The sequence below is a fragment of the Streptomyces spinoverrucosus genome, assembly GCF_015712165.1.
GTDB lineage: Bacteria > Actinomycetota > Actinomycetes > Streptomycetales > Streptomycetaceae > Streptomyces > Streptomyces spinoverrucosus_A.
In genome coordinates this window covers 367,676-390,843 of the sequence record NZ_JADPZX010000002.1, presented here as the reverse complement: position 1 = coordinate 390,843, position 23,168 = coordinate 367,676, and the positions used below count along the sequence as shown (strand labels likewise).

General features: G+C 71.2%; 19 protein-coding genes and 2 pseudogenes. 8 read left to right on the top strand and 13 right to left on the bottom strand.

Annotation, left to right across the window (positions count from 1 at the left end; translation table 11 throughout):
• Positions 1 to 90 precede the first annotated feature (90 nt).
• The gene (locus I2W78_RS37065; protein WP_196465125.1) at positions 91 to 885 is read left to right on the top strand and encodes a metal-dependent hydrolase; all 795 of its coding nucleotides are present in this window, start codon (positions 91 to 93) and stop codon (positions 883 to 885) included.
• A 32-nt stretch (positions 886 to 917) separates the two neighbouring features.
• Here the strand turns inward: I2W78_RS37065 and I2W78_RS37060 are convergent, their stop codons facing one another.
• The 4 genes from I2W78_RS37060 to I2W78_RS37045 all read right to left on the bottom strand — a co-directional run bounded on the left by I2W78_RS37060 (position 918) and on the right by I2W78_RS37045 (position 5,656).
• Positions 918 to 1,181, bottom strand: coding sequence for a type B 50S ribosomal protein L31 (locus I2W78_RS37060; protein WP_196465124.1), 264 nt, complete (start codon positions 1,179 to 1,181; stop codon positions 918 to 920).
• Positions 1,182 to 1,232: 51 nt separating this feature from the next.
• A complete protein-coding gene (locus tag I2W78_RS37055) occupies positions 1,233 to 1,703 on the bottom strand; it encodes a DUF5709 domain-containing protein (RefSeq protein WP_196465123.1) in 471 nt (156 codons plus the stop codon).
• A 297-nt stretch (positions 1,704 to 2,000) separates the two neighbouring features.
• Positions 2,001 to 3,818, bottom strand: coding sequence for an ABC transporter ATP-binding protein (locus I2W78_RS37050; protein ID WP_196465122.1), 1,818 nt, complete (start codon positions 3,816 to 3,818; stop codon positions 2,001 to 2,003).
• Positions 3,815 to 5,656, bottom strand: coding sequence for an ABC transporter ATP-binding protein (locus I2W78_RS37045; protein ID WP_196465121.1), 1,842 nt, complete (start codon positions 5,654 to 5,656; stop codon positions 3,815 to 3,817). Before I2W78_RS37045 ends, I2W78_RS37050 begins: the two co-directional genes overlap by 4 nt.
• A 257-nt stretch (positions 5,657 to 5,913) precedes the next feature.
• On the opposite strand from I2W78_RS37045, the gene I2W78_RS37040 reads away from it, so the two are divergent.
• Positions 5,914 to 7,596, top strand: coding sequence for a peptide-N4-asparagine amidase (locus I2W78_RS37040; RefSeq protein WP_196465120.1), 1,683 nt, complete (start codon positions 5,914 to 5,916; stop codon positions 7,594 to 7,596).
• Between the two features lie 188 nt (positions 7,597 to 7,784).
• Here the strand turns inward: I2W78_RS37040 and I2W78_RS37035 are convergent, their stop codons facing one another.
• Positions 7,785 to 8,237, bottom strand: a complete 453-nt coding sequence (locus I2W78_RS37035; protein WP_196465119.1) for a MarR family winged helix-turn-helix transcriptional regulator — start codon at positions 8,235 to 8,237, stop codon at positions 7,785 to 7,787.
• Between the two features lie 94 nt (positions 8,238 to 8,331).
• On the opposite strand from I2W78_RS37035, the gene I2W78_RS37030 reads away from it, so the two are divergent.
• Together I2W78_RS37030 and mltG are read left to right on the top strand one after the other, a co-directional pair.
• Complete coding sequence (locus I2W78_RS37030; protein ID WP_196465118.1) at positions 8,332 to 10,134, top strand: ABC transporter ATP-binding protein; 1,803 nt, start codon at positions 8,332 to 8,334, stop codon at positions 10,132 to 10,134.
• Between the two features lie 43 nt (positions 10,135 to 10,177).
• Complete coding sequence (gene mltG, locus I2W78_RS37025) at positions 10,178 to 11,029, top strand: endolytic transglycosylase MltG (protein WP_196465117.1); 852 nt, start codon at positions 10,178 to 10,180, stop codon at positions 11,027 to 11,029.
• Between the two features lie 214 nt (positions 11,030 to 11,243).
• Here the strand turns inward: mltG and I2W78_RS37020 are convergent, their stop codons facing one another.
• From I2W78_RS37020 to I2W78_RS41795, 5 genes and pseudogenes are all read right to left on the bottom strand, one after another.
• Positions 11,244 to 12,329 carry an NAD(P)-binding domain-containing protein gene (locus I2W78_RS37020; protein ID WP_196465116.1) on the bottom strand — a complete coding sequence of 362 codons (1,086 nt, stop codon included), beginning with the start codon at positions 12,327 to 12,329 and terminating at the stop codon, positions 11,244 to 11,246.
• 60 nt (positions 12,330 to 12,389) lie between these two features.
• On the bottom strand, positions 12,390 to 13,547 hold the full coding sequence (locus I2W78_RS37015; RefSeq protein WP_196465115.1) for an LLM class flavin-dependent oxidoreductase: 1,158 nt from the start codon (positions 13,545 to 13,547) through the stop codon (positions 12,390 to 12,392).
• Position 13,548: 1 nt separating this feature from the next.
• Positions 13,549 to 14,523: pseudogene (locus tag I2W78_RS37010) on the bottom strand (ABC transporter substrate-binding protein); the annotation flags it as partial.
• Positions 14,520 to 14,924 (bottom strand): annotated as a pseudogene (locus I2W78_RS40900) (ABC transporter permease); the annotation flags it as partial. The pseudogenes I2W78_RS37010 and I2W78_RS40900, both read right to left, overlap by 4 nt.
• Before the next feature lie 275 nt (positions 14,925 to 15,199).
• Positions 15,200 to 15,283, bottom strand: coding sequence for a putative leader peptide (locus I2W78_RS41795; protein WP_374222749.1), 84 nt, complete (start codon positions 15,281 to 15,283; stop codon positions 15,200 to 15,202).
• Between the two features lie 123 nt (positions 15,284 to 15,406).
• Between I2W78_RS41795 and I2W78_RS37005 the strand changes: the two genes are divergently transcribed.
• Positions 15,407 to 15,832 carry a secondary thiamine-phosphate synthase enzyme YjbQ gene (locus I2W78_RS37005; RefSeq protein ID WP_196465113.1) on the top strand — a complete coding sequence of 142 codons (426 nt, stop codon included), beginning with the start codon at positions 15,407 to 15,409 and terminating at the stop codon, positions 15,830 to 15,832.
• A gap of 30 nt (positions 15,833 to 15,862) precedes the next feature.
• Here I2W78_RS37005 and I2W78_RS37000 read toward each other — a convergent pair whose 3' ends face one another.
• Positions 15,863 to 16,519: a maleylpyruvate isomerase N-terminal domain-containing protein gene (locus I2W78_RS37000; protein ID WP_196465112.1), complete on the bottom strand. Its 657-nt coding sequence runs from the start codon at positions 16,517 to 16,519 to the stop codon at positions 15,863 to 15,865.
• 146 nt (positions 16,520 to 16,665) lie between these two features.
• On the bottom strand, positions 16,666 to 17,043 hold the full coding sequence (locus I2W78_RS36995) for a DoxX family protein (RefSeq protein WP_196465111.1): 378 nt from the start codon (positions 17,041 to 17,043) through the stop codon (positions 16,666 to 16,668).
• Between the two features lie 249 nt (positions 17,044 to 17,292).
• Between I2W78_RS36995 and I2W78_RS36990 the strand changes: the two genes are divergently transcribed.
• The 3 genes from I2W78_RS36990 to I2W78_RS36980 all read left to right on the top strand — a co-directional run bounded on the left by I2W78_RS36990 (position 17,293) and on the right by I2W78_RS36980 (position 19,777).
• Complete coding sequence (locus I2W78_RS36990; protein ID WP_196465110.1) at positions 17,293 to 18,243, top strand: NmrA/HSCARG family protein; 951 nt, start codon at positions 17,293 to 17,295, stop codon at positions 18,241 to 18,243.
• 63 nt (positions 18,244 to 18,306) lie between these two features.
• Positions 18,307 to 18,783, top strand: a complete 477-nt coding sequence (locus tag I2W78_RS36985; protein ID WP_196465109.1) for a MarR family winged helix-turn-helix transcriptional regulator — start codon at positions 18,307 to 18,309, stop codon at positions 18,781 to 18,783.
• 22 nt (positions 18,784 to 18,805) lie between these two features.
• A complete protein-coding gene (locus I2W78_RS36980) occupies positions 18,806 to 19,777 on the top strand; it encodes a pirin family protein (RefSeq protein ID WP_196465108.1) in 972 nt (323 codons plus the stop codon).
• Positions 19,778 to 19,803: 26 nt separating this feature from the next.
• Here I2W78_RS36980 and I2W78_RS36975 read toward each other — a convergent pair whose 3' ends face one another.
• Entirely contained in the window at positions 19,804 to 22,971 is a 3,168-nt protein-coding gene (locus tag I2W78_RS36975; protein WP_196465227.1) for an amidohydrolase family protein, read from the bottom strand.
• Positions 22,972 to 23,168: the final 197 nt, after the last annotated feature.

Below are 23,168 nucleotides of genomic sequence, written 5' to 3'. Positions count from 1 at the left end.
ATCGCGAACGCTACGCTGTGTCGCCGACACGACGTCAGCGCACCAAGTCAACTGGACAGCGGCGCACAAGGAATGGGGCGGGCAGCGGCAATGATGGGACCAGCACACTCTCTCTCGGGCGCCGCGGCCTGGCTCGGCGTCGGAGCCGCCGCCACGGCGGCAGGTCATGGAATGCCCTGGCCGGTCCTGCTGTCCGGCGCGCTGATCTGTGCCGGCGCCGCCCTCGCCCCCGACCTCGACCACAAGGCCGCCACCATCTCGCGATCCTTCGGACCGCTGTCGCGCTGGCTCTGCGAGATCGTCGACAAGCTCTCGTACGCCGTCTACAAGGCCACGAAGAAGCAGGGCGACCCGCGTCGCTCCGGCGGGCACCGCACCCTCACGCACACCTGGCTGTGGGCGGTCCTGATCGGCGGCGGCACCTCCGTGCTGGCGATCACCGGGGGGCGCTGGGCGGTGCTGGCGATCCTCTTCGTCCACCTGGTACTGGCCATCGAGGGCCTGCTGTGGCGGGCGACCCGGGGTGCCAGTGCCGACGTCCTGGTGTGGCTGCTGGCCGCGACCAGCTCCTGGATCATCGCCGGTGTCCTGGACCAGCCGGGCAACGGGGCGGACTGGCTGTTCACGGCGCCGGGCCAGGAGTACCTGTGGCTGGGGCTGCCGATCGTGCTCGGCGCACTGGTGCACGACATCGGGGACGCGCTCACCGTCTCGGGTTGCCCGATACTCTGGCCGATTCCGGTGGGGCGCAAGCGCTGGTACCCGATCGGGCCGCCGAAGGCCATGCGGTTCCGCGCGGGCAGCTGGGTGGAGCTCAAGGTGCTGATGCCGGCGTTCATGGTGCTCGGGGGAGTGGGCGGCGCGGCGGCACTGAACGTGATCTGAGGCCCCGCGCGGCGCGTACGGCGCTCACGGCGTCAGTCGGAGCCCTGACGCGCGCCTTCCCCGTATCGGCGCTCGAAGCGGGCGACGCGGCCCTCGGTGTCCACCGTGCGGGCCTTGCCGGTGTAGAACGGGTGGCTTTCCGAGGAGATCTCGACGTCCACCACGGGGTAGGTCTCGCCGTCGTCCCACTCGATGGTCTGCTCGCTGCTGGCGGTGGACCGGGTCAGGAAGGCGTAGCCGGCGGCGCGGTCCCGGAAGACGACGGGGTGGTAGTCGGGTTGCTTGTCCTGCTGCATGGGTGCTCCTGGTGCGGCGGGGGAATGGGCTACGGACGGGCGAGGCCGGGGTCAGCCGGACAGGGCGTCCTCGTCGACGATGTGGATGGCGGCCTCCTCGGCGGAGGCGGCAGCGCCGTCGATGCCGACGTCGGTGGCCACCAGCGCCTCCTCGTCGTCCTCGTGGGCGCCCTCGTCCGGGGCGACGAGCCGCCCGGACCGGGTGGCGCCGACCTCGTTGTCCAGGAGTTCCCCGTCGGTGTCGTCGCTGTCGCCGATGCCGTCCCCGTCGGGCACGGGCAGTTCGGGCAGCTCCTCGGCCAGCCGCTGGTCCAGGGTCTCTCCCCGCACTCGCTCGGCCGCCGTCACACCGGTGTGCTCCACCGCCCACGGCCGCTCCGGAGGGGACCAACCCCGGTCCAGGGGGTCGGTGACACCGTCGTTCTCAAGGGTGTCTTCGCCGTCGAGCAGCCCCGTGTCCTCCCGCTGCTCGGATCCATCGGGCTGGTAGACGTCGTCTCCCCATCCGTCGGCGCTGTTCACGGGTACCTCCAGGTGGTGAGGACGGGGCGGTTCCCGCCGGGGTCGGCGGCGCGCCGCCCGTGCCGGGGACACAGACTGCGCCCAACGCGGTCCCGCGCACTTCGCGGACGCTCCCCGAGCCTGCGCCGCTTTCCAGCCTTCCACCCCTGTTCGCCACCGCGCAACGGCACGGGCGCCGATATGGCCCGGGCCCGCCACGGGTGGGCCCAGTGGTGCGGCGCGGCGGGGGTGCGAGCTGGGCCCCACCCAGGCCACCCCACTCACCCACGCCACCCCCAGTCACCCATGCCACGCCCCTCACCCGTGCCAAGACCTCCACAATGCCGCGTACGCCCCGTCGGCAGCGACCAGCTCCGCATGGCTGCCCAGCTCACTGATGCGGCCGTTCTCGACGACGGCGATGACGTCGGCGTCGTGGGCGGTGTGGAGGCGGTGGGCGATCGCGACGACGGTGCGGCCGTCGAGGACGCGGGACAGGGAGCGTTCCAGGTGGCGTGCCGCGCGCGGGTCGAGCAGGGACGTAGCCTCGTCCAGGACCAGTGTGTGCGGGTCGGCCAGCACCAGCCTGGCCAGCGCGATCTGCTGGGCCTGTGCCGGGGTGAGCGCCAGCCCGCCCGAGCCGACCTCGGTGTCCAGCCCCTCTTCCAGCGCACGTGCCCACCCGTCCGCGTCGACCGCGCCGAGCGCCGCCCACAGCTCGGCGTCGACGGCGTCGACGGGGGACCCCTCGCTCGAGCGAAGCCGAGAGTGGGGGAGGGCGAGCAGCAGGTTGTCGCGCAAGGAGCCGACGAAGACGTGGTGCTCCTGGTTGACGAGGGCCACATGCGAGCGGACGCGCTCCGCGGGCATACGGGACAGTTCCGCGCCGCCGAGGGCGATGCGACCCTCCCGCGGTGCGTAGATCCCGGCGAGCAGCCGGCCCAGCGTGGACTTGCCCGCGCCGGAGGGACCCACCAGCGCCAGCCGGGTGCCGGGGGCGACCTCCAGCGACACCTTGCGCAGCACGTCGACGCCCTCGACGTAGCCGAAGTGCACCCGGTCGGCGTGCACGTCGCGCCCGTCCGGCGCCAGCGCCGGGTCCCCGGCGTCCGGCTCGATGTCGCGGACCCCGACGAGCCGGGCCAGCGATACCTGGGCCACCTGCAGCTCGTCGTACCACCGCAGGATCAGACCGACCGGATCGACGAGCATCTGAGCGATCAGCGCACCGGTGGTCAGCTGCCCGACCCCGAGCCAGCCCTGGAGCACGAACACACCGCCGACCATCAGGACGGAGGCGAGCACGGTCACGTGAGTGACGTTGATGACCGGGAACAGTACCGATCGCAGCCAGAGCGTGTAGCGCTCCCAGGCTGTCCATTCCTTGATCCGCCGCTCCGACAGCTCCACCCGCCGGGCGCCGAGCCGGTGTGCCTCGACGGTGCGCCCGGCGTCCACGGTCTCGGCGAGCGCGGCGGCCACGGCGGCGTACCCGGCGGACTCCGATCGGTAGGCGGCCGGCGCCCGCCGGAAGTACCAGCGGCAGCCGACCACGAGCAGCGGCAGGGCGAGCAGCACGGCCGCCGCCAGCGGCGGTGCCGTGACGACCAGGCCGCCCAGCAGCAGAGCCACCCACACCACGCCGATGGCCAGCTGGGGCACCGCCTCGCGCATGGCGTTGGCGAGTCGGTCGATGTCGGTGGTGATCCGGGACAGCAGATCGCCTGTCCCGGCCCGCTCCAGGACGCCGGGCGGCAGCCCGACCGACCGCACGAGGAAGTCCTCGCGCAGATCGGCCAGCATCCGCTCGCCGAGCACCGCACCGCGCAGCCGTACCTCGCGCACGAAGCCGGCCTGCACGATCAGCGCGAGCAGGAAGAACGCCACCGTGAGACCAAGATGCAGCTCACGGGCACCGTCCGACACCCGCTCGACGAGACCGCCCAGCAAATAGGGGCCCGCCATGGAGGAGACAACGGCGACCGTGTTGACGGCGATGAGGAGCAGGAAGGCCCGGCGGTGCCGGCGGAACAGTTCCGTCACGTAGGCGCGTACGGTGGCGGGGGCGCCGACCGGCAGGGTGTGTGCCGTCGTCGGGGCCGCCGGGTCGTACGCCGGTGGCGCCACGCCGATCATGCGGTCTCCTCGATCTCGTCCAGCTCGTCCAGCTCATCGAGCTCATTAAGTTCGTCGGCGCCGAACTCGTTGAGCTCGCCGCTCAGCGCGGCCTCCTCCTCGATCTCCCGGGTCACCACGGCCCGGTACCGGGGCTCCTTGTGCACCAGCTCCCGGTGCCCGCCGACCGCCGCCACCTCGCCCTCGTGGACGAGCACCACCTGGTCGGCGCGGTCCAGTAGCAGCGGCGAGGAGGTGAACACGACCGTCGTGCGCCCGGCCCGCAGCTCGCGCACGCCCTGCGCGATCCGCGCCTCGGTGTGGGAGTCGACGGCGGAGGTCGGTTCGTCCAGCACGAGCACCTCCGGGTCGGTGATCAACGACCGGGCGAGGGCGAGCCGCTGGCGCTGGCCACCCGAGAGGGAGCGCCCGCGTTCGGTGATGCGGGCGTCCATCGGGTCGTCGGCGTCGAGCGAGCCCTGCACGAGCGCCGCCAGCACGTCCTCGCACTGCGCGGCCGCCAGCGCCTCGCCCGCGCGGACGTCTCCGGATGCCGGTACGTCGAGCAGTTCGCGCAGTGATCCCGACAACAGCACCGGGTCCTTGTCCTGGACCAGGACTGCCGCCCGTGCGCGGTCGAGGGGCAGTTCGTCGAGCGGGACGCCGCCTAGCAGCACCGACGTGCCCTTCTCGGAGGGATGCCCACCGAGACGCTCGGCCAGCCGCCCCGCCGCGTCGGGGTCGCCGCATACCACGGCGGTGAGCCGCCCGGACGGCGCGAGCAGGCCGGTGGCCGGGTCGTACAGATCCCCGGAGGGCAGCCCGCTCACGCGCGAGCGCGCACCCGAGCCCTCGAAATCCACGGCCCGCTCCAGAGACAGCACCCGCGCCGCCCGCTTGGCCGAGGGCCGGGAGAAGGAGTAGGCCATCGCGATCTCTTCGAAGTGTCGCAACGGATAGGTGAGGATCATGACCGAGCTGTAGACGGTGACGAGTTCGCCGACGGTGATCCGGCCCTGCCGGGCCAGCTGCACGCCGTACCAGACGATCGCGATCAGCAGCAGCCCCGGCAGCAGTACCTGGATCGCCGAGATCAGCGACCACATGCGGGCGCTGCGCACGGCCGCGTGACGGACCTCCTGGGAGGCTCGGCGGTAGCGGTCGAGGAACAGTTCCTCACCGCCGATGCCGCGCAGGACGCGCAGCCCGGCGACGGTGTCCGAGGCGAGTTCGGTGGCGTATCCCGCCTTCTCGCGCTGGAAGTCGGCACGCCGGGTCGCGCGGGGCAGCAGCGGCAGTACCGCGACCGCCAGCACGGGCAGGCCGACGGCGACGACGACGCCGAGAGCCGACTGGTAGACGAGGAGGCCGACGCAGACCAGCACGATCGTGACGGCCGCCGCGGTGAAGCGGGACACGGCCTCCACGAACCAGCCGATCTTCTCGACGTCCCCCGTGGAGACGGCCACGACCTCGCCCGCCGCGACCCGCCGGGTCAGCGCGGAGCCCAGCAGGGCGGCCTTGCGGGCCAGGAGCTGCTGGACCCGGGCGGCCGCCGTGATCCAGTTGGTGACGGCGGCGCGGTGCAGGAAGGTGTCGCCGATGGCGTTGCCGGCGCACGCCAGTGCCATCAGTCCGCCGGCGAGGGCGAGCCGTGCCCCGGAGCGGTCGATCACGGCCTGGACGGCGAAGCCGACGCAGAACGGCAGCGCGGAGACCGACACGAAGTGCAGCAGCCCCCAGGCCAGCGCGACGAGCTGACCGCGCAACTGGTTCCTGCCCAGCCACCACAGGAATCGCGGCCCCGAACGCGCGTCCGGCACACCAGGGTCGGGATACGGAAGGTCTTGAATCTGCATGACGTCCCAGTGGCTCGTGTCAGGGATGGAATGGTCGGGGCGGAGGGTGGGCGGGGAGGACGGAGGCGGTGCCGAGGCGGAGCACGGCGGAACGCGCATGTCGGCAACAAGCCGTGAAAGGCTCGCGCCACGGCGCGGTTCGAGGCAACCGGTTTTCCGTCCCGCCGCACAGAACCGGCTACCGCCCGGCACCCCGCGCGACCCCTGTCCCGGAGGCCTCATTGCGGGCCCGCCCAACTCGTCGTAGAACACCGGTCATGACGAGTCGGATCATCATGTCCATGCTCACCGGAGCGACCCTCCTGATGAGCACTCTTCTCGGCGCGAGCCCGGCGCACGCCGCCGATGTCCCCGCGGAGTTCGGCAGCGACTGGCACGACCCGGTGACCGCCGCCCCGCCCGTACCCAGGCCGGACACCAGATCGTGCGAGGTGACGGTGGCCGAGGCGCAGTTCCGGGACTTCACGCCGTACCGGGGGGCGTACTCCCCGCCAGAGGAATGCGGCGACAGCTGGAGCAAGGTCGTGCTGCGGCTCGACGGCAAGGTCAAGGGACGGCAGTACGACCGTCTGGGTTACCTGCACGTCGGCGGTGTCGAGATCCTCCGCACGTCGACACCGCAGCCGTCACCCGACGGCATCGAGTGGTCGGTCGAGAAGGACGTCACCCGCTACAGCCCCACCCTGCGCTCCCCTCAGTCCGTCGAGATGCTCATCGGCAACGTCGTCGACGACACCTACACGGGCATCATCGACGTCAAGGTCACCCTCACCTTCTACACGGCCCAGAAGTCGACGGCCCAGAAGTCGACGGTCGAGAGGCCGACGGTCGAGAAGCCCACAGCCGACCAGCTCACGACTGAAAACCGCACCCCACCCCCCGCCGACACCCCCGACCGCATCCTCACCCTCACCGACGGAACCACCCTCACTACCCCCCGCAACAGCGAACGCATAGTCGCCGAGGTGTACGCAACCGGCTCGGGCGGCGGCTGCGAGGAGTACTGGTATCTGACGGTGCCCGGCTCCGCCCCCTACTCCTGCCAGGCTGACAACGGCCCCTACCGCGAGGTGCAGATCAAGGTCGACGGCCAACTCGCGGGCATCGCCGCGCCGTTCCCGACCGTGTGGACGGGCGGCTGGTCCAACCCCTTCCTCTGGTACGTCGTCCCAGGCCCCCGCGCCTTCGACATCAAGCCGATCGAATACGACCTGACGCCCTTCGCGGGCCTCCTCAACGACGGCCGCCCGCACCGCGTAGAGGTCTCCGTCGTGGGCCTCCCCGAAGGACGCCCCGGCTGGAGCACCCCCGTCAACGTCCTCGTCTGGCAGGACGACAAACGTGAACGGGTCACTGGCGGACTCGCCGTCCACCACGCGGGCGAACTCGTCAACTCCTCGACCTACACGCCCGGTTCGCAGCACCGCGTGGACACGGAAGGCGCGCATCGGCTGACGGTCTCGGGATACCTCGACACTTCACACGGCCGGGTGACGACCACCGTCAGCCGTTCCCTGACCAACTCCTCCGTGCACCGCTGGACCGACGGCGAGACCATGGACGCGCTCGACGCCACCTGGACGGACCGCGAGACGATCACCGTCGACGGACGCGGACCGGCCATCACCGAGCGCGCCCACCGGACGTACACGATGGACGGCACGACCACTCTCGGCGCGGCCGATCGCCTGCGCACGGTCCTGACCCTCGGCGACCGGGCCACCGTCGCCGAATCGCGCGGCGGGCGCCGTACCGCCTGGTCGCGGCTCGACGACACCTACACGGGTGACGCCACCTACACCATCAACGTCCCCCGCGACCAGCGGCACGCGGTGGGCACGACGAGTGAGCGCTACCGGCTGTACGGATCCTCCGGCTGCCACGACCACTCGCTGACGGCGGTCCAGGGGGTGCTCACCGAGGACCGGCTCCGCTGTTGAGTGGGGCCGGGCGCGGCGCGTGATCTACGCGAGTGTCACACCGAGGCATCGGGCGAGATCAACAGCACCTTGGGGACGGCAGCGCGTGGCCCTTACATGGACAAGCCGTCTCTTACATGGGCAAGCTGTCCTCTGCATGGACAAGCTGCGTGGACGGGCTGTGTGGGCAAGCTGTGTGGGCAAAGGATTCAGCACCGCCCCTCGCCACCCCCACCGTCCACCAACGTGTCGAGCAGCGTCCCGAGCACCCGCCGCTCCACGTCCGTCAACGGCGCCAGTATCTCCTCCGCCGCCGACCTGCGCGCCCCGTGCAGCTCACGCAGCGTCTCGTACCCGTCGTCGGTGAGCTCGATCCGGATCACCCGGCGGTTGGTCGGGTCGGGCACCCTGCGCACCTTGCCGTGCGCCTCCAGCCCGTCGACCAGCGTGGTCACGGCGCGCGGTACGACTTCGAGCCGCCCGGCGAGGTCGGCCATGCGGGGCGGTGCGTCGTACTCCGCGAGGGTGCGCAGCAGCCGGGACTGGGCCGGGGTGATGCCGAGAACGCGCTGCTGGAGATGGCGTTTCTGAATCCGGTGCACCCGGCGGGTGAGCCGCAGCAACTGCTCGGCGAGCAGTCCGTCGGGATCGGGCGTGGTCATGCGGGAACAATATCAGGACGCCATTCATTGTGAGTATAGGTAACAATGAGCTATGCTCCATTCAGTCAGCGTCGACCCACCTCCGTAGGAGCCCATGAAGCCCGACCACGAACCCGCCTGGACGCCGCCTGCCGACAGCGCAGGGCAGCCGCGGCAGGTGCGCCGCATCCTGAAACTCTTCCGTCCCTACCGCGGCCGCCTCGCCGTCGTGGGCGTGCTCGTCGCCGCAGCGTCGGTCGTCTCGGTCGCCACGCCCTTCCTGCTGAAGGCGATCCTCGACACCGCGATTCCCCAGGGCCGCACCGGCCTGCTCACTCTGCTGGCCCTCGGCATGATCCTCAGCGCCGTACTGACCAGCGTCTTCGGCGTCCTGCAGACGCTCATCTCCACCACCGTCGGCCAGCGCGTCATGCACGACCTGCGCACAGCGGTCTACGGCCGTCTACAGCGCATGTCGCTCGCCTTCTTCACCCGCACCCGCACCGGCGAGGTCCAGTCCCGCATCGCCAACGACATCGGCGGCATGCAGGCGACCGTCACGTCCACCGCCACCTCCCTGGTCTCCAACTTCACCAGCGTCGTCGCCACGGTCGTCGCGATGCTCGCCCTCGACTGGCGGCTGACCGTCGTCTCGCTGCTCCTGCTGCCGGTGTTCGTGTGGATCAGCCGCCGCGTCGGCGACGAGCGAAGAAAGATCACCACTCAACGCCAGAAGCAGATGGCGGTGATGGCGGCGACGGTCACCGAGTCGCTCTCGGTCAGCGGCATCCTGCTCGGCCGCACCATGGGCCGCGCCGAGTCCCTGACGAGGTCCTTCGCCGAGGAGTCGGACCGGCTGGTCGACCTGGAAGTGCGCTCGAACATGGCCGGCCGCTGGCGGATGGCCGTCATCACGATCGTCATGGCCGCCATGCCGGCCGTCATCTACTGGACCGCCGGCCTCGCCCTCCACCTCGGCGGCCCGAGCGTCTCCATCGGCACGATCGTCGCCTTCGTCTCCCTCCAGCAGGGCCTGTTCCGGCCGACGGTCAGCCTGCTGGGCACGGGCGTGCAGATCCAGACGTCACTGGCCCTGTTCCAGCGCATCTTCGAGTACCTCGACCTGCCCGTCGACATCACCGAACGCGAGCGGCCGACCCGTCTCGACCGCGTCAAGGGCGTGGTCCGCTTCGAGGGCGTCGAGTTCCGTTACGACGGCAAGGGCGGCCCGATCCTCGACGGCATCGACCTCACCGTCCCGGCCGGCGGCAGCCTCGCGATCGTCGGCCCGACCGGCGCCGGAAAGTCCACGCTGGGCTATCTCGTGCCACGGCTGTACGACGTGACGGGCGGCCGCGTCACCCTTGACGGGGTCGACGTCCGCGACCTCGACTTCGACACCCTCGCCCGTGCGGTCGGCGTCGTCTCGCAGGAGACGTACCTCTTCCACGCCTCGGTCGCCGACAACCTCCGTTTCGCCAAGCCCGACGCCACCGACGAGGAACTGCACGCGGCGGCCAGGGCGGCGCAGATCCACGACCACATCGCGGCCCTGCCCGATGGTTACGACACAGTCGTAGGTGAGCGCGGCCACCGCTTCTCGGGCGGAGAGAAACAGCGATTGGCCATCGCCCGCACCATCCTGAGAGATCCGCCCGTGCTGATCCTCGACGAGGCGACCAGCGCCCTGGACACCCGCACGGAGCACGCCGTCCAGGAGGCGATCGACGCCCTGTCGGCCAACCGGACGACGCTCACCATCGCCCACCGGCTGTCCACCATTCGGGGTGCCGACCAGATCGTGGTCCTGGACGCCGGGCGCGCTGTCGAACAAGGCACGCACGGCGAGCTGTTGGAGCTGGACGGAAGGTATGCGGCGCTGGTCCGCCGGGACGCCCAACTGGAGCCGACAAGCTGAAGATATGCCGGGTTTGTGGCGATATGGGGGTTACCGTGCCCGCATGCAGATGAACACTCCGCCACGCAGCACGACTCGCACGATTCGACTGACGCGCCGGGGCCGTGCCGCCCTCGTCGTGACCGGAGCCGTCGTCGCCGGCACCGCTGTGGCGGTGCCGCTGCTGACCCTCAGGGGCGAGGAGAAGCCCGCCAAGCCCATTACCCTGGTGATCCCGGAGGGCTGGCGCGCCGGCCAGGTCTACGACGCCGTCGACAAGGCCCTCGCCCTGCCTCCCGGCACCACGAAGAAGGCCATCCCCAGAGCCAACCTCAAACTGCCGAACGACGCCGAGGGCAACCCGGAGGGCTATCTCTTCCCGGCGACGTATCCGCTGTCGAAGAAGGCGACGCCGGAGCAGGTGCTGTCGAAGATGGTCGACACCGCCAACAAGAAGTTTGTCGGGGCGCCGATCGCCGCGGGCGCGCAGCGCAACGCCATGAACGTCTACCAGGCGGTCACCATCGCCAGCATCGTCCAGGCCGAGGCCGCCACCAAGGCCGACATGGGGAAGGTGGCGCGGGTCATCTTCAACCGGCTGGAGCGCGGGATGCCACTCCAGATGGACTCCACCATCAACTACGCCCTCAACCGCAACACGATCAATACGCCGCTGAGCAACACGCGTATCGACAGCCCTTACAACTCGTACCAGCGCATGGGCCTGCCTCCCACGCCCATCGACAACCCCGGCGAGCAGGCGATGCGCGCCGCGATCAGTCCGCCCCAGGGCAACTGGCTGTACTTCGTCACGGTCAAGCCGGGCGACACCCGCTTCACTGCCGACTACGCCGAACACCAGCGCAATGTCGCCGAGTTCAACGCCCGACAGAGAAGCCAGAGCCCGGCGCGGTGAGGCGACGGGGCATCAAGACCGGTGCCTGTTCGTCCTGGGCGGCCCCGCGGCCCCTTGCGGCGGCGGATTCGCGGCGCCCGGTGCCAGGTTTCCGGCGTCCGCGCCCAGTGACCGGCCGGGGCGCGCCGCACTTGCCGGGCCGCGGGCGCCCGGGTCGCCCGTAACGGCAGCGAATTCGCGGCGCCGGCGCCCTGCGTCCCGTATCAGCGCTCGATCACGCGGCGACCGCTTCACCCTCCGCCTCGGCCAGCAGTCGCCTGATGTCCCGCACCGCCGCCCGTCCGGCCCGGTTGGCGCCGATGGTGCTGGCCGACGGACCGTAGCCGACGAGGTGGACACGCGGATCGGCGACCGCACGCGTGCCGTCCACCCGGATGCCGCCGCCCGGCTCCCGCAGCCGCAGCGGCGCGAGGTGCTCGATGGCGGGCCGGAAGCCGGTCGCCCAGAGGATGACGTCGGCGTCGACATGCCGCCCGTCCTTCCACTCCACGCCGTCCGGAGTGATCCGGTCGAACATCGGCTGCCGGTCCAGCACCCCGTCCGCCAGCCCCCGCCGAATGGCGTCGTTCAGCGGCAGGCCCGTCACGGACACCACACTCCTCGGCGGCAGCCCCTGCCGTACCCGCTCCTCCACCAGGGCGACCGCCGCGCGTCCGGCGTTCTCGTCGAAAGGCCCCTCGCGGAAGACCGGTGGCCTGCGGGTCACCCAGGTGGTGGCGGCCGCGTACGGGGCGATCTCCAGCAGATGCTGGGTGCCGGAGGCGCCCCCGCCGACCACGACCACCCGTTGCCCGGCGAACTCCTCGGGCCCGGGGTATTGCGCCGTGTGCAACTGCCGCCCGCGGAAGGTCTCCTGACCGGGATAGCGCGGCCAGAACGGCCGGTCCCAGGTCCCGGTCGCGTTGATCAGCGCCCGCGTGGCCCAGTCGCCGACGGAGGTCTCGACCAGCAGCCGCCCGCCCGGGCCCTCCCGGACGGCCCGTACGTCGACCGGCCGCCGTACCCGCAGGTCGAACTCCCGCTCGTACGCGGCGAAGTACTCCCGGATGACCTCCGACGACGGCCGCGCCGGATCCGCGTCCGTCAGCTCCATCCCCGGCAACGCGTGCATCCCGTGCACCTTGCCGTACGTCAGCGAGGCCCACCGGAACTGCCAGGCGCCACCCGGGCCGGGGGCGTGGTCCAGCACGACGAAGTCACGGTCCGGCTCGAACCCGGTCCGCCGCAGGTGATAGGCGCCGGCCAGACCGGCCTGACCAGCGCCTATGACGACTACCTCGACCTCGCGCGTGTTGTTCACGCTTCTACGAACAGTGCGAAGGCCGTGGATCTTCCCGCCGCGAGCCCGGGGCCGTCGGCATCACCGCCCTCCCGCCACGAGCAACGGCGCACCGCCGGCCGCGTCGGCCGAACCCTCCAGCAGCCCCCGCGCCGCCAGCTCCGGAATCACCCCCTCCCCGAACCAGTACGCCTCCTCCAGATGCGGATAGCCGGAGAGCACGAAGTGCTCGATCCCCAGCGCGTGGTACTCCGCGATCCGGTCGGCGACCTCGGCATGGCTGCCGACCAGGGCGGTCCCCGCGCCGCCGCGCACGAGACCGACACCCGCCCAGAGGTTCGGGTAGATCTCCAGCTGCTCCCGCGAGCCCCCGTGCAGCGCCAGCATCCGCCGCTGCCCCACCGACTCGCTGCGCCCGAGGGCTGCCTGAGCCGCGGCGATCGTGTCGGCGTCGAGGTCGTCCAGCAGCCGGTGCGCCACCGTCCAGGCCTCGGCGGAGGAGTCGCGCGAGATGGTGTGAAGGCGGATGCCGAAGCGGACGGCGCGGCCCTCGCGACGGGCCGGCGTGCGGATCCAGCCGATCTTCTCCGCGACCTGGGCGGGCGGCTCGCCCCAGGTCAGATACACATCGGCGTGCCGCGCGGCGACCGGCCCGGCCGCCGCCGACGACCCGCCGAAGAACAGCTGCGGCAGCGGCTCGGGCGGCAGCGCCGCCAGCCCGCCCTCGACGTCGTAGTGGGTGCCGCGGAAGTCGTACGGCCGCCCCTGCCACACCCCTCGTACGACCGACAGGAACTCGTCGGTACGGGCGTACCGCTCGTCGTGGTCGAGGTGGTCGCCGAAGCGGCGCTGCTCGGCGGAGTCGCCGCCGGTGACGACGTTGAGCAGCAGCCGCCCGTGGGTGAGGCGCTGATAGGTCGCCGCCATCTGCGCGGCGAGGGTCGGCGAGATCACACCGGGCCGGAAGGCGACCAGGAACTTCAGCCGCTCGGTGTGCTGGGCGAGGGCCACGGTGGTCAGCCAGGCGTCCTCGCACCAGGTGCCGGTCGGCGTCAGCACCGCCTCGAAGCCCAACTGCTCGGCCGCCTTGGCGATCTGGGCGAGATAGTCGAGGTCCGGCGGGCGCACCCCGCCGACCTTTCCGGCCGCGCCGGCGTCGTTGAGGGCGTACGCATGCCGGTCCACGAGCGTGCGGCCGTCGCCGCCCGTCGGCAGAAACCAGTGGAGACGGACGGTCATCTCACTTCTCCTTGAGGACGCGGGGAGCGGACGTCGACGGGGGCAGGTCACGGTTGAAGCGCCGGTCGACGAAGTCGGCGAAGTCGACCTTGGCCGGAATCAGCTTCAGTTCGGCGAAGGCGTCCACGATCGCCTGCTCGGACGCGATCAGGGGTTCGTCGACGGCGACCGGGACGCGGGAGGCGTTGGTGCGTTCGACAGAGGCGAGCGCCACCTCGTACGGCAGACCTGTGTCCTTCGCCCACACCTTGGCCCACTCCTCGGGATGCTCGAACACCCAGTCCTGGGCGCGCCGCAGCCGTTCCAGGTAGTCCTCGATGGCCGCCGACTTCCGCTTGTCCCGTAGCGCGCCCGGTGCCGCCACCTGGAAGTTCAGCCCGTTGGTCACCCCGTCGCCCGTGGTGAGGACGCGGCCCTGCCCGGCCTGGAGGACCTGTGAGGTGTACGGGTCCCAGACGGCCCACGCGTCCACCTTGCCGCTGGTGAACGCGGCCAGCGCGTCGGCGGGCTGCAGGTACTTGACGTCGATGTCACCGAGGCCGAGCCCGGCCTTCCGCAGCGAGGCGATCAGCTGGTAGTGCGCCGACGAACCCTGCGCGACGGCAACGGACCTGCCCTTGAGCTGCGCGGGTGTCGTCAGCTTCGAGTCGTTCGGTACGAGGATGGTGTCGCCCTTGGACGTGCCGTGCCAGGCGGCCACGACCGTGATCTTCGAACCGGCGCCGGCGGCGAACACCGGCGGGGTGTTGCCCACCCCGCCGATGTCGACGGCCTTGGCGTTGACGGCCTCCAGCAGGGGCGGGCCGGAGGTGAAGGTGGACCACTTGATCCGGTAGCCGAGGTCGTCGAGTTCACCGGCGGCGCGCAGCACCGCCTCGGAACCACCCTTCTGGTCACCGACGTTGAGTGTGAGGGAACCCTGACCGCCGGTTCCGCCGCCGGACGAGGAGTCGGCCGCCGAGGTTCCGACGCAGGAATGAGCCCCACGAACGGCACTGTCCGCAGCATCTGCACCGAGGCGTCCACCAGGTCCTCGCCGATCCGGAACAACCCGGCGACCAGGGCGAGTCCGGTGCCGATCACGGTACCCAGCAGCAGCCCGGCAGCCACGCGCTGCAGCGAGGTCGCCATGGCGGAGGGCAGCGAGCCGTCGGCGATCAGGTCGCCGGCGACCTGGGCGATGCGGCCGGGTGCGGCGAGCACGTCGGGGGTCAGGACGCCGGTGGAGCTGAGGAGTTGCCAGAGGGCGAGCAGCAGGAGAGGGCCGGTGGTGCGGCGGAGCCAGCGGGGGACGCGGGTGCGGTGCGAGGAGGCGGGGGACGAGGTGTTCGAGGCGGAGGTCGGGGTCGGCGTCTTTGCCGGGCGACCCCGTCTGATCCAGCGATATAGGCGAAATGTCGGTTCAGGAGAGCTGGGTGGGGCATGGCTGATACTCATGGCTGCTCCAGGGATGCGGCCGTACGGCAATACAGCGATACGGAGATACAGCGATAAGGCGACAGGGCGATGCGCCGGTGCAGGACAAGGGGAGGCGGTAGCGGTCGGCGGAAGCCTGTGCGCTCCTGCCCGCTCAGGGAAGGATCAGTTCACCCACCCGGACACCCGGCGTCCGGAGGGTGGGTACAGGCAGAAAGCCGAGAGAGAAGAAGGCGTCAGCGGCCGCGGCGACACGCGGCGGAGGCCACCCGCAGCAGGTCGATATGACCGCGCGTGGTGAGCAGAGCTGAACACAACATGCCGCCGAACGTAGCCAGATGGCGTGTTCCCGGTCAACGGGCGTCTCGCGAAGTGGGCCGCTCGTATCAGCTTCCGGGCGGCCGCTCGGGCGCGGACCCTGAGGGATGAGTCAGGATGGGAGCATGTCAGACGCGTTCACCACCCGAGTGCTCCAGGTCGCCTCCGGCTCCGAGGAGACGGTCGTCGACCTCACCCGTGACTGCGAGACCTTCCTGAGGGAGGTGGCGGCGGGCCGTGACGGCCTGCTCAACGTCTTCGTCCCGCACGCGACCGCCGGAATCGCGATCATCGAGACGGGCGCCGGCAGCGACGACGACCTCCTCACCACCCTGCACACCCTGCTCCCCGCCGACGACCGCTGGCAGCACCGCCACGGCAGCCCCGGTCACGGCCGCGACCACGTCCTCCCGGCGATCGTCCCGCCCCACGCGACCCTGCCGGTGGTGGGTGGGCGGCTGGAACTGGGGACGTGGCAGTCGGTGTGCCTGGTGGATACAAATAAGGACAATCCAGAGCGAAAGGTGCGTTTCAGCTTTCTTGCAGGGTGACCTATGGACCTCCGCCGTCAGGTCGGACAATCACCCAAGGTAGAGCGGGAGTTTCGCGGCCTGCTCGCCCAGTTCGGCCCGCTCCGCGTCGGTCGGGGCGCGCCGCCCGGTGCCGACCAGCAGCGCGTCCTCGTCGGAGAACGACGAGGGGAACGCGCTCCCGGCGATCTGCTCCAGCATCCCGCGGGTCCGGGCGAGCCCCTCGGCGGGCGGTCCCGCCGCGTTCGGGAGGTGGGCGACCAGGTCCAGGTGGTGCAGCGTCCACTCCAGGACGTACGCCGAGAGGTAGTCGCCCGCGGTGAGGACCTGGTCGCGGGTGCTGACCCGGAGCTCCGGGTCGGCGAGTTCGGCGGCGCGGCCGGCGGCGGAGCCGACGTCGTCGAGGTGGAACTTCAGCAGCCGGGGCTCCTCGTACGCGGCCGCCAGCCGGACGATCAGCGCGTCGAGTGGGTCGTCGCCGGTCGGCGGCATGTCGGCGATCTCCCAGTAGGTCACCGCGTTTCGGGTCGGTTCCGTGTCGGCGGGCGTCGCGAGGGTGATCAGGACGTCCTGAGCGTCGATGACCAGATGACACACCAGGTCCCGCACGAGCCAGCCGCTACAGCCGGACGGCTGAGCGAAGTCCTCGTCCGGGAGCCCGGCGACCGCCGTGCGCAACGCCGCCCAGGAGCGTGAGAAGAGATCCACGTCGGGAAGGTAGTGCGGGGCCGGAGTGATCTACAACCGCATTCCCGACAACTGCCATACTCGCAGCCGCAATCCTCACAGCCGCAAGCCGCAAGCCGCAAGCCGCAAGCCGCAAGCCGCAAGCCTCACGCCCGGGCGGCCGCGCGTCAGAAGGCGTGCGGCCCGAAGCGGCCCCAGGCCAGGAAACCGGCCAGGGCGAGCAGCACCACGTTCATGACGACCGGCTGCAACTCCCCGCGCCGGCCGTGCGTGATCGCGGCGCCGAACATGGTCAGCGCCAGTCCGGAAGCGGCCAGCGGAACCAGACTCGGCGCGATGTCCACCGCTGCCGGCAGGACCAGCCCGATGGCCGCGAGAACCTCCAGCAGCCCGATCGTCTTGATCGCACCCGGCGGGAAGTCGTTCGCCCAGGCCATGGACGGGGAGGCGGTGAGCTTCTCCTTCGTCTGGGCGAGCTTGGTAGCGCCGGCACCGAGGAAGACGACAGCGAGCAGGGCCGCGACGGCCCACAAAGCGACGTTCACAGAGACCTCTTGTGATCGGGGCCTGCTCACCGCCTGGTCGGGGTCTGCGGCCCATGTGATTGATGCATCATCTAAATTACGCGAACGAGGTTGACGCATCAACCAGCGTCAACCATCAGGTCGCATGGATGAGTCATGACCTGATGGGGCGCATCCTTATGGTCCTGTAGTCATTGACGGCCGGTTTCTCCCGTGTATCGTTGTTGACGCGTCAACCAATTCATTCCCCCTCAGCCAGGGACGGTCGATATGAGCGACAAGAAGGTCATCGCGGTCACCGGAGCAACGGGCGCACAGGGGGGTGGTGTCGCGCGGGCGATCCTCGCCGATCCCGATGCGGGCTTCGCCGTGCGTGCGCTCACCCGGAACCCCGACTCCGCCGCCGCCCAGGAACTCGCCACGCTCGGCGCCGAGGTCGTAGAGGCGGACTTCCACGACGAGCCGACCGTGCACAAGGCGTTCGAGGGTGCCTACGGTGCCTTCCTCGTCACCAACTTCTGGGCGCACGGCTCGGCGGCGAAGGAGACGGAGGAGATCGAGGTCCTCGTCCGGGCCGCCAAGTCCGCGGGGCTGCGCCATGTGGTCTGGTCGACGCTGGAGGACACCCGCGACCTGCTGCCCCTGGACGACGACCGGATGCCGGTCCTGCAGGACAGGTACAACGTGCCGCACTTCGACGCCAAGGGAGAAGGAAACAGTCTGTTCCGCGAGGCCGGCGTTCCCACGACCTTCCTGAACACGACCTTCTTCTTCCAGGGCTTCCTGCAGGCCATGGCACCCCAGCGCGCCGAGGACGGCGTACTGACGCTGACCCTGCCGCTGGAGGACGGCAAGCTCCTGGCCGGCGTGGACGTGGCCGACATCGGCCGGACGGCCCTCGCCGTCCTGAAGGGCGGCCAGGAGTTCATCGGCCGCACCATCAGCCTGGCCGGCGATCACCTGACCGGTGCGCAGTACGCGGAGAAGCTGGGGGCGGCGCTCGGCGAGCCGGTGCGCTTCCAGTCCGTGCCGTACGACGTCTTCCGCGCCCTCGACGTACCGGCGGCCGACGAGATCGGCAACATGTTCCAGTACTACGGCGACTTCGACCAGGAATTCACCGGCGCCCGCGACCTGAAGAAGCTGCGGCAGATCAACCCGGCGCTCAGGAGCTTCGACGACTGGCTGGCCGAGAACGCATCCAACATCAAGGCGAGCTGAGTCCCAGCGACAGGCCGCCCCCTCCTGGCTAGGTGAAGCGTCAACCATGACTACACTTTCTGCATGGCGGAAAAGGTGCGGTGGCTGACGGCGGACGAGCAACATGCGTGGCGGGGCTTTGTGCGCCTGCACGAGCGGCTCGGCGGTCGGCTGGCACGCCTGCTCCAGGCGGAGTCGAAGCTGTCGGCGGCGGACTACGCGGTGCTCGTCAATCTGACGGACGCTCCGGACGGCCGGCAGCGGTTTGTGGATCTGGCCCGCTCGGTGGAGTGGGAGAAGAGCCGGATGTCCCATCACATCGCCCGGATGGCCAAGCGTGGGCTGGTGACGCGGGAGGAGTGCGCCGAAGACGGCCGTGGCGCGTTCGTCGTGATCACGCAGGAGGGGCGGGCGGCGATCGAGGCGGCCGCCCCGCTCCATGTCGAGGCGGTGCGTTCGCTGTTCCTCGACCATGTCACTCCGGCGGAGCTGCGAACACTCGCCCGGATCGCCGATCGCGTGGTCGAGCACCTGGACGACGACCCGGCCTCGGACAAGTAGAAGTAGGCGGAAGGTGTTCTCGATGAGCAACGTGGAAGCCGCGGCGCCGGCGCCGTATGACAGGCGGTCGGCCGAGGCGCCGCGAGTCGACGTGCTCGCCGCGCGGGAGGTGCCTCTGGGTGGGCCGCGCGCGATGTCCGTACGGCGGACGCTGCCGCAGCGAACCCGGACGCTGATCGGGGCCTGGTGCTTCGCGGATCACTACGGCCCGGTCGATGTCTCCCTGGCGGGCGGCATGGACGTTCCCCCGCATCCGCACACCGGACTGCAGACGGTGAGCTGGCTGTTCAGCGGTGAGATCGAGCACCGCGACAGTCTCGGCAGCCACGCCCTCGTCCGGCCCGGCGAGCTGAACCTGATGACCGGCGGGTACGGCATCGCCCACGCGGAGGTCTCCACCCCGCACACCGCGGTCCTCCACGGCGTGCAGCTGTGGGTGGCGCTGCCCGAAGAGCACCGGGACACCGCACGCGACTTCCAGCACTACGCACCCGAACCCGTGCGGGCCGACGGCGCCGAGATCAGGGTCTTCCTGGGCTCACTCGCCAAAGACACCTCCCCGGTGCGGACCTTCTCGCCCTTGCTCGGTGCCGAGATCACCCTCGCACCGCACACGGCGATCACCCTGGCCGTGGACGCCGCCTTCGAACACGGCCTCCTCGTCGACAGCGGGGACGTCCGGCTGGCCGACACCCCGCTGCGCCCGGCGGAACTGGGCTACGTCCACCCCGGCGTCGACGCCCTGACGCTGGTGAACGAGTCGGACGGCCCGGCGCGGACGATCCTGCTCGGCGGGCCCCCGTTCGACGAGGAGATCGTCATGTGGTGGAACTTCGTCGGCCGCAGCCACGAGGACATCGTCCGCGCCCGAGAGGACTGGGAGGCGTCCTCCGACCGCTTCGGCGCCGTCGAGGGCTACCCGGGCGACCGCCTTCCCGCGCCGAACCTGCCCAACGCCGTCATCATGCCGCGCCGGAACCCCCGGAGCCACTGAGCAGTTCCGGGGCAACGCACCTGCCGTCAGCCCCCGCTCTCCGGATCGCAGCACCCCTCGCGTCGCATATGGCGGCTGACCTCCAACCAGTCCACGGCCGAGGCGGCCTCGCTTCGCACGCCCGTGTCGTCGAACGCGTCGACCAGGTCCGCCTGCTCGAAGAGGACCCCGCCGCGGAGCACCGCCACCGTGCGGACCAGGGTGGCGAAGTCGGTGAAGGGGTCGCCGTCCACGATCGTCAGGTCGGCCAGCTTGCCCACCTCCAACGTGCCCAGGTCGGCATCCGCCCCGAAGACCCGCGCCGGCAGCAGGGTGGCGGTGCGCAGCGCCTCGGCCGCCGACAGCCCGGCGCGGTGCAGTGCGCGCAGCGCGAGATGCAGGTGCAGCCCGACCGGGACGATCGGCTGGTCCGTGCCGAGCGCGACCAGTCCACCGCCCGCGAGAACCCGACGGTAGACGTTCAACTCCCTGTCCAGAGTCGCCAGTTGTGCGTCAGTCGGTGGCTTTCCGGCCGCCTCGCGCACGAGCGCGGTGTCCCACGGTGGCATGAGCGCGGTCACCCGTGGGTCGTCCGCCGGCGCGGAGTCCGCGCCGAGCAGGGGCGATGCCGTGAACGGCGTCGCGACCAGGTGGAAGTCGGTGCGGGTGTAGATCTCCTCGACGTCCTGGTACGCGCGGCCCGTGGTGGAGGTCGCGTGCCCGAACTCGAGCCGCTGCGTGGCCTGAAGATGGGTCGTCAGATCCTGCCCGAGCTGCACACCCGGGCTGCACAGATGGCTTCCGCTGCGCACGCCGAGCCGCTCGTGCCCGAAGTCGGCGGCCTCCTTCATCACCCAGCCGGGGGCTCGTACGTACGTCTTCACGAAGTCCCAGTCCAGCGCCGCCCCGCGCGCCAGCGAGCGGCGCAGGCCCTCGCGGGTGCGGTGGGCACGGCCCATGCTGTAGGCGACGCGCGCCCCGTCGAGCAGCTCGCCGGTGGTCAGGAGCCTCGGTCCGGCCAGCACGCCGGCGGCGACCGCCTCCCGGACGCGGGCCTGTTCGTAGGCGAACCCGCCCAGCGAGACGGCCGTCGTGATGCCGTAGGCGAGTTGGAGCGCGGTTTGGCGGCCGCCGTAGGTGGTGTGCCAGGGGTGGGTGTGCGCGTCCCACAGGCCCGGGATCACCGTTCGGCCGCTCGCGTCGACACGGCGCGCGGCCGGGCGGCCGGTCCGATGGGGGGCGACCTCCGCGACACGGCCGTCGCGGACCACGACATCGATGTCCTCGCGGACCTCCGACCCGGTGCCGTCCCAGAAGCGGCCCGCGTGCACCACCGTGTCGGCCGGGCGGGGCCTGCGGTACTCCAGCGGGACGCGGACGGTACGGGCCTTCGCGCTGTCGATGTCGATCAGGCGCAGCTTGCCTGCCGAGAGGTAGAGCAGGGTGCCGGCGTCGGCGGACCAGGACGGGTGGTCGGCCGGCTCGGTGGTCAGCGGGCGCGGCTCACCGTCCGGGGTGCCGTCGGCTCGCACCGGCAGCAGCCACAGCGCCGACTCCGCGACGACGGCCATCCAGCGGCCGTCCGGCGACCAGACGGGCCCGGAGTCGTAGCGGTCGGAGAGCGAGACGTGCGGGGCGAGGGCGTGCAGGGCGGCGGTCCCGTCGGTCGTGTCGACGACCCGGATGAGGTTGTAGCCCTCGCGGAAGCGCCGGTTGAGCCGGTTGCGGTCGCACAGGGCCACGTACCGGCCGTCGGGCGACCAGCTGGGGCGGCCGGGCAGTCCACCCGCGCCGAGGGGTGCGGCGAGGACGCGTTCGGCGCCGTCGGGCAGGTCGCGCACCACGAGGTTGCCGGACATGTCCAGGCAGGCGAGCCGCGTCCCGTCCGGCGAGAGGGCGGGGAAGACACGCCCGCCCTCGGCGAGCACGGTCTCCTCCCCGGAGCCGAGGTCCCGGCGCCGTACGGCGAACAGCCCGTCGCGGTCGTCGGCGTACACCAGCCCGGTGCCGTCGGGAGTCCACGTCGGGGCCAACACGTAACGCGTGGACGGGACTTGGAACACCTTGCGCGGCGCCCGGCCGCCCGCCGTGTCCGCGGTCCACAGCGCGTTGAGAGCGGCGAACGCGACACGGCGGCCGTCCGGTGACAGGGCGGGCAGGTGCAGGGCGAGGACGGGACGGGTGCCGGTGCCTTCGAAGTCGTACCTCTTGCCGCGATAGCGGGGGCGGTCCACGGGCAGCGTGGCCGTGAACGGGATCTCCTCGCCGTCGCCCGGCGCGCCCGGGTCGAGCAGCCGGAACTGACCGTCGACCGTGAGGAGCAGTCGTTCGCCGTCCGTCCAGCGGGGCGGCGCGGGGAGAACGTCGCCCTCGACGGCGACCGGTTTCTCGTCCACGACGAGGGTGCAGGAGGCCGTGGGGTGGGGCGTGGTGCGCAGGTGGGCGAGACGGCCGGTGGGGGAGACGGCCGGGGTCATGAGCTGGGCGCCGGAGTCGTCGGTGTGCTCGGTGGTGACCGGGCCCGAGCCGTCGGCTGCCACGGAGGCGACAGTGGTCGCGCGCAGTGCGCCGGAAGCGGTGACGGTGGCGCGCACGAACAGCACCCGCTCGCCGTCGGGCGACCAGGTCGGGTCGAAGTCCTCCGTGGCCGTCGCCGCGTCCTGGCCCGGGCGTCCGGTGAGCCGGGTCACCTCGCCGGTGCGCACGTCCACGACCCAGATGCGGTACGGCGCGCCGGTCACGGGGTCGCCGCCGCGCTCGGAGGCGAACGCGACCCGAGTGCCGTCCGGCGACCAGGCCGGGCCCCGGTCGTCCCACGGGCCGTCGGTGAGCTGCCGCAGCCCGCTGCCGTCGGGGCGCAGCGTCCACAGGTGGAACCCTCCGCCGCGGTAGGCGCAGACGACGAGACGGCTGCCGTCGGGCGAGAACTGCGGGCGCGTGGGTTCGAGGCCCGCCGTGGTGAGCGCGACGGCCGGGCCGCCGGCCCGGGGGATGGACCAGAGCACGTTCTGGACCTCGGCGACCAGCCGGTCACCGGCCGGGGCGAGGGTCGCGGAACCGCCGGTGGCGGCGGTGAATGACAGGCTGGTCGTACCGGTGGCCGCGACCGCGACCGGCGTACCCACGGTGGCGAGGGACGTGGCCGTCGCGGTGGCCTGCAAAAATCTGCGGCGGGAGAGGGGGCCGGTACGAGCGGCGTCCGAGGCGCTTTCCATGGTGTTGTCGATGGTGGCTTCGTGGGTGCCTTCGTGGGTGCCTTCGTGGGTGCCTTCGATGTCCAAGGAAGCTCCCAGTGCGTGGGGTCGGTGTGCCGTTCGGCACAGAGCACTGGTGGCAACGTACGGGGCGGAGCCGGCTTCCGGACCGGCTACGACGTATCTCGGCCGATCTTCACCCCCGGGCGCGGGGCGGA